Origin of the sequence: Acidovorax sp. (assembly GCF_022763525.1) — a bacterium.
GTDB lineage: Bacteria > Pseudomonadota > Gammaproteobacteria > Burkholderiales > Burkholderiaceae_C > Acidovorax.
Genome location: NZ_JALEGG010000231.1, coordinates 1 through 6,089 on the forward strand (window position 1 = coordinate 1; position 6,089 = coordinate 6,089).

6 protein-coding genes are annotated in these 6,089 nt (G+C 65.6%); 4 read left to right on the plus strand and 2 right to left on the minus strand.

Features of this window, described 5'->3' with window-relative positions; genetic code table 11:
• Positions 1-265: 265 nt before the first annotated feature.
• On the plus strand, positions 266-739 hold the full coding sequence (recX, locus tag MRY84_RS17790) for a recombination regulator RecX (protein WP_291507034.1): 474 nt from the start codon (positions 266-268) through the stop codon (positions 737-739).
• 74 nt (positions 740-813) lie between these two features.
• On the opposite strand, the gene MRY84_RS17795 is transcribed toward recX, so the two are convergent.
• Together MRY84_RS17795 and argC are read right to left on the minus strand one after the other, a co-directional pair.
• Positions 814-1,353, minus strand: coding sequence for a hypothetical protein (locus tag MRY84_RS17795; protein WP_291507035.1), 540 nt, complete (start codon positions 1,351-1,353; stop codon positions 814-816).
• A gap of 196 nt (positions 1,354-1,549) precedes the next feature.
• Positions 1,550-2,482, minus strand: coding sequence for an N-acetyl-gamma-glutamyl-phosphate reductase (gene argC / locus MRY84_RS17800; RefSeq protein WP_291507036.1), 933 nt, complete (start codon positions 2,480-2,482; stop codon positions 1,550-1,552).
• A gap of 181 nt (positions 2,483-2,663) precedes the next feature.
• Here argC and sucC point away from each other — a divergent pair, with 181 nt between their 5' ends.
• The 3 genes from sucC to MRY84_RS17815 all read left to right on the plus strand — a co-directional run.
• A complete protein-coding gene (gene sucC, locus MRY84_RS17805) occupies positions 2,664-3,824 on the plus strand; it encodes an ADP-forming succinate--CoA ligase subunit beta (protein WP_209816811.1) in 1,161 nt (386 codons plus the stop codon).
• 15 nt (positions 3,825-3,839) lie between these two features.
• Positions 3,840-4,736, plus strand: a complete 897-nt coding sequence (gene sucD / locus MRY84_RS17810) for a succinate--CoA ligase subunit alpha (protein ID WP_044395070.1) — start codon at positions 3,840-3,842, stop codon at positions 4,734-4,736.
• A 370-nt stretch (positions 4,737-5,106) separates the two neighbouring features.
• Positions 5,107-6,089: CHASE2 domain-containing protein (locus MRY84_RS17815; protein ID WP_291507037.1), on the plus strand; the 983-nt coding region annotated here is incomplete at its 3' end.

The window sequence follows — 6,089 nt, forward strand, 5'->3', positions numbered from 1 at the left end:
GCGCTGGCGCAAGCCGGCGCTGCTGATGAGGCGTAAGCCGAGTAGCACTGCAGTTTCAAGAAAACAAAGTGCGCGAGCAGCTGGGCATCGCCCTGCTACCAGCGGCGCTGGCGCAAGCCGGCGCTGCTGACGAGGCGTGAGCCGAGCAGCACTGCAGTTTCGACTACGGGGGCGGACATTCACCCCCAAAATTTGGAGAAAATCCCCCTCCGGCGCTTGATGAGCAAGCGCGAACAGCTATCAAAATAAAAGCATTCAGGCCGCCATGGGATTCACCACACTCTCCCTCAAAGGTCGCGCCCTGCGGCTGCTGAGCCAGCGGGAGCATTCACGGGCCGAACTGCAGCGCAAGCTGGCACCGCATGTGCAGGAAGGGGATGACCTGCAGGCGGTGCTGGATGACCTGGAGGCCAAGGACTTCATCAGCGAGGCGCGGGTGGTGGAATCCACCTTGCACCGCCGTGCGGGCCAGATGGGCGCAGCCCGGATTCGCCAGGAGCTGCAAGCCAAGGGGCTGGCCACTGAAACCGTGCAGGACGCCGTGGCGGGCCTGCAAGCCAGTGAATTCGACCGCGCCCAGGCCTTGTGGCAACGCAAGTTTGGCGTCCCGCCCGCGGACTTGCGCGAGCGGGCCAGGCAGGTGAGGTTTCTGAGCAGCCGGGGTTTTTCCGGCGACGTGATCCACCGGCTGCTACGCGCCAATGCGGCGCAGGCCTCAGGCGATACCGAACCGCTGTGACGAGCATCGCCACCGATGGCTCGATGGTGCCAGCCATCGGCGTGCGGGCATGGCGGGTGGGCATCGGGGGCAGCTCAGCGCGATGCGGGCGGCGCAGCGGGGATGGCCGACGCGCCGGACTGGGCCGCTGCAGCCGGCGTGTCGCCTGCAGTGGTTCCGTCGCCGCTCACGCCCTCGGTTCTTCCTGGGGTGGTCTGAGGCGCACCGCCCGCGGGGGCGCCGACGCTCTCTCGCCCTACCGGGGCGGGCGTGTCGCCTCTCTGGGCGGGGTTGGCGGTGGTGGTTGTGGGGCTGCCGACGCCCGCGCCTGTCGCGCCCTCATTCTGTGATGAACCCGCCGTGCCAGCCTGGGTGGCGGCTCCGGGGCTGGGGCCGCCCGTGGTGGGGCCAGCGGACGACTGGGCCGGCCCGTCGCCCACGCCAGTGCGGGACGCGCCATCCGGACCCAGCATGTTGAAGCCCACCACCAGGAGCAACGCGAGCACGGCCGCGCCGATGAAGAAGTACATCAGCCCGCCGTTTTCCCGTCCACTGGTTGGGCGGGGCGCGGGCCCAGGGGCCGGGTCGGCCGATGGGTGGGATGAAGAAGATGCGGTGCGGGGGGTGGTGTCCATGGGAAGCCTCGTGCAGTGCAGTGGATGACCACCGACCGTAGAGGCCCTCCATCGGGGGGGCTGTCGGACAAGCCCCCGTATTGGCTACAGCCCGGTGTACGTGCCGCTGCCACCCTCTGCCAATGCCACCCATCGCCGCAGCATCGGCAGCCCCGCTACGGCCAACGCCTTCGCAAGGCGAGGGGAGCGTTGCAGCTCAAAGGCCCAGCATCAACTGCAGGTTCTGCACGGCCGCGCCGCTGGCGCCCTTGCCCAGGTTGTCCAGCCGCGCGATCAGCACTGCATGGCGATGCTCCTCGTTGGCAAACACCCGCAGTTCCAGCTTGTTGGTGTCGTTGAGCGCAGTGGCGTCGAGCTTGCCATCGGCGGTCGGTGGCAGCACGCTGACCCACTGCTCGGGCGTGTTGCTCTTGGCGTAGTGAGCGGCCAGCGCGTCGTGCAGCTCCGCGGCTTTGGGCGCGCCCGGCAACAGGTCCAGGTGCAGGGGCAACTGCACCAGCATGCCCTGGCGGAAGTTGCCCACCGACGGCACAAAAATCGGGCGCCGCGTGAGCCCGGTGTAGCGCATGATTTCTGGCAAGTGCTTGTGCTGCAGTGTGAGCGCATAGGCTTCGAACAGCGGCGCGGTGCCGGCTTCGTACGCCTCGATCATCGTCCGGCCGCCGCCCGAATAGCCGCTGACCGAGGGCAGTGCGAGTGGAAAATCCGGCGGCACCAGGCCCGCATCCACCAGGGGGCGCAGCAGCGCGATCGCGCCCGTGGCATAGCAGCCGGGGTTGGCCACGCGGTCGGCCTCGGCCACGGCATCGCGCTGTCCGGCCGCGAGTTCGGGAAACCCGAACACCCAGCCGGGCGCGGTGCGGTGCGCCGTGCTGGCATCAATCACCTTGACCTTGCGGCCGGTCGTGCGGGCAATTTCGTCCACCATGGCCACGGTGTCGCGCGCGGCGTCGTCGTGCAGGCAAAGGATGACGAGGTCCACGCCCGCGATCAGCTCGCGCTTGGCGGCGGGATCCTTGCGCAGCTCGGGCGCAATGCTGACCAATTCGATCTGCGGCATGGCCTGCAGGCGCTCGCGGATCTGCAGGCCGGTGGTGCCGGCTTCGCCGTCGATAAAGACTTTGGACATCGGGGTTTCCTTCGTGTGCAACCACAGGGCCGCCGCCCGGTGGTAAGGGGATGTACGTACAAGGCACAAGGGATGGTGCGTTGCAGCATGATACAGTCGCGGGTTGCCATGTCCCAAGCCCGCGGCCAGACAACTGTTCATGGCAAACGGGTACCAACCACCCTTCCCTGAGAGAGACCTCATGAAGATTCACGAATACCAAGGCAAGGAAATCTTGCGCAATTTTGGTGTGCCCGTTCCGCGTGGCATTCCCGCATTCACGGTGCAAGAAGCCGTGGAAGCAGCCCAGAAGCTCGGCGGCCCTGTGTGGGTCGTGAAGGCCCAGATCCACGCCGGTGGCCGTGGCAAGGGCGGCGGCGTGAAGGTTGCCAAGACCATTGACGACGTGAAGGCCCGCGCCAGCGAAATTCTGGGCATGCAACTGGTCACGCACCAGACCGGCCCTGAAGGCCAGAAAGTCCGCCGCCTGTACATCGAGGACGGCGCCGACATCAAGAACGAACTGTATGTGTCGCTGGTCACCGACCGCGCCACGCAGAAGGTCGCCCTGATCGCTTCGAGCGAAGGCGGCATGGACATCGAGGAAGTGGCCCACTCCACGCCCGAGAAGATCGTCACCGAGATGATCGATCCCCTGGTCGGCATCACCGAAGCGCAGTCCCGCAAGGTGGCGGCTGCCATCGGCCTGACCGGCGCTTCCATTGACCAAGCCGTGGACATCTTCGCCAAGATCTACAAGTGCTACATGGACACCGACGCGTCGCTGGTGGAAATCAACCCGCTGAACTGCGACTCCAAGGGCAACCTGATGGCCCTGGACGCGAAGTTCAACTTTGACGCCAACGCCCTGTTCCGTCACCCAGAAATCGTGGCCTTCCGCGATCTGGACGAAGAAGATCCGGCCGAAGTGGAAGCCTCCAAGTTCGACCTGGCCTACATCAGCCTCGATGGCAACATCGGCTGCCTGGTGAACGGCGCCGGCCTGGCCATGGCCACCATGGACACCATCAAACTGTTCGGCGGCGAGCCCGCCAACTTCCTGGACGTGGGCGGCGGCGCCACCCCCGAGAAGGTGACCGAAGCCTTCAAGATCATGCTCAAGAACCCCAAGGTCAAGGGCATTCTGGTCAACATCTTCGGCGGCATCATGAAGTGCGACACCATCGCCACCGGCGTGATCACCGCCTGCAAGGCCGTGAACCTGAACGTGCCGCTGGTCGTGCGCATGAAGGGCACGAACGAAGAGCTGGGCAAGAAGATGCTGGCCGAGTCCGGCCTGCCCATCATCGCCGCAGACACCATGGCCGAAGCTGCGACCAAGATCGTTGCTGCCGTCAAGTAAGCCCGGAGAACACACATGTCGATCTACATCAACAAAGACACCAAGGTCATCACCCAGGGCATCACGGGCAAGACCGGCCAGTTCCACACCGAAAAATGCCAGGAATACGCGAACGGCAAGAACTGCTTCGTGGCGGGCGTGAACCCCAAGAAGGCCGGCGAATCGATCTTCAACATCCCGATCTACGCCTCCGTCAAGGAAGCCGCCCAGCAGACCGGCGCCACCGTGTCGGTGATCTACGTGCCACCGGCAGGCGCAGCTGACGCGATCTGGGAAGCCGTGGAAGCGGACCTCGACATGGCCATCTGCATCACCGAAGGCATTCCGGTCAAGGACATGCTGATGGTGCGCAACAAGATGAAGGCCAAGGAAGCCGCTGGTGGCAAGAAGACCCTGCTGCTGGGGCCCAACTGCCCCGGCCTGATCACGCCCGACGAAATCAAGATCGGCATCATGCCCGGTCACATCCACCGCAAGGGCCGTATCGGCGTGGTGTCCCGTTCGGGCACGCTGACGTACGAAGCGGTGGCCATGTTGACCGAAGTCGGCCTAGGCCAGTCGAGCGCCGTGGGCATTGGCGGAGACCCCATCAACGGCCTCAAGCACATCGATGTGATGAAGGCCTTCAACGACGATCCAGACACCGACGCTGTGATCATGATCGGCGAAATCGGCGGTCCTGACGAAGCCGAAGCCGCCCAATGGTGCAAGGCCAACATGAAGAAGCCCGTGGTGGGCTTCATCGCTGGCGTGACGGCTCCTCCCGGCAAGCGCATGGGCCACGCAGGCGCGCTGATCTCCGGCGGTGCCGACACGGCCGATGCCAAGCTCGCCATCATGGAAGAGTCGGGCTTCGTGATCACCCGCAATCCGTCGGAACTGGGCAAGCTGCTCAAGGCCCAGCTGAAGTAAGCACACCAGACCGCCCCTTGGGGCGGCCCTGCGCTCAAAGCGCCTGGAACGCCGGTTCCAGGCGCTTTTTCTTTTTCCGCCAGGGCTCGGCGCGTTCAGGCCCCTGTACCGTGCGCCAGGGCGTGAGCCTTGGTCGGGTGACATAAATGACAGGCGGAGCGGCGCTTGTCACCCTTGGCGGCCCAGAATCGGCAAGGTTTCCAGCCGCCGAGGAGTCACGCACTCCTCCTGCCCCCCTTCGAGCAGGCTACTGCCCGGCGTGAATATTGCTTGAATCGGGTCAATTCAGGCCGTGGAACAAGAACAAGTGGGACGACCAAAATCGGGAGGGTGGCGAAGCCTCTGGCGTGCCGCTGGTGTACGAGCTGCAGTGGCTGGGGCCGCTGTGCTGTTGGCCTGCGCCGCCACCGGGGCGCTGGAGGGGCTGGAGCTTCGCCTGTACGATGCCGCCACCAGCAGCGGGCTCCCGCCGCCCCTGTCCGAGATCGCCGTCATCGGCATTGACGACGCCAGTCTGGCAGCGCTGCCGGCCCTGCGTGACAGTGCTGGTTCACGCGAACTGTACGCCACGCTGGTGGACCGGCTTTCACAAGCCGGGGCCAAGACCATCGTATTGACGCCGTCCTTTGCCGAACCGCAGTCCGACCGCGGCTTGGCCTACATCCGAAAAATACGTGAAGCCCTTGCGCGAGCCGGTGAAGGTTCGCCATTGGCGGCGGAGCTGAGCCGCACGACCGACGCAGCCGAGAAAGCCCTGAACATCGATGCCCGGCTGGCGGCCAGCTTGGCCCGGGCGGGCAACGTATTGCTTGTCTCACGCTACGCTCTTTCGGGTACTGGCACCACTGCGCTGCCGGACTATGCACACCGCAGCGCCTTGCGCGATCCCGGCGCCATGGCGGTCCCCGCCACTTCCGCGAGCTATCCCGTAGCAACGATTGGCTCGGCGGCCGCGGGAGTGGGCCACTGGACTGCGGTGCCCGATGGCGACGGCCGTGTCCGTGAGATTCCACTCGTTCTGCGGCACGACGGGGTCGGCGTTCCGGCTGTGGCGCTGCTGGCTGCGGCGCACAGCCTGCACCTGGGTTTTCAGGATCTTCGGGTCCAGGACGCGCCCCGTGGTGCGTGGCTCGGTGGAATGCAGGTACCCACGGACGCCATGGCGACCCTGCGGCCACGGTTCAGTGCGAGCAACCCCGAGGGAGCCCGACCGTACGCGCCGCTTTCTTTGGCGCAGGTGATCGACGGGCGGGTGCCACTGGAAACTTTCAAGGACAAGATCGTGCTCGTCGGCGAAACCAGCGACACGTTGGCAGTGCCTTGGATGCTGCCCGGCGCGCGCACTGCCTACCC

Excerpts from the sequence above, each read along its gene's own strand:
- MRY84_RS17795 (WP_291507035.1), bottom strand. The coding sequence starts at position 1,353 with ATGGACACCACCCCCCGCACCGCATCTTCTTCATCCCACCCATCGGCC.
- sucC (WP_209816811.1), top strand. The coding sequence starts at position 2,664 with ATGAAGATTCACGAATACCAAGGCAAGGAAATCTTGCGCAATTTTGGT.
- argC (WP_291507036.1), bottom strand. The coding sequence starts at position 2,482 with ATGTCCAAAGTCTTTATCGACGGCGAAGCCGGCACCACCGGCCTGCAG.
- sucD (WP_044395070.1), top strand. The coding sequence starts at position 3,840 with ATGTCGATCTACATCAACAAAGACACCAAGGTCATCACCCAGGGCATC.
- recX (WP_291507034.1), top strand. The coding sequence starts at position 266 with ATGGGATTCACCACACTCTCCCTCAAAGGTCGCGCCCTGCGGCTGCTG.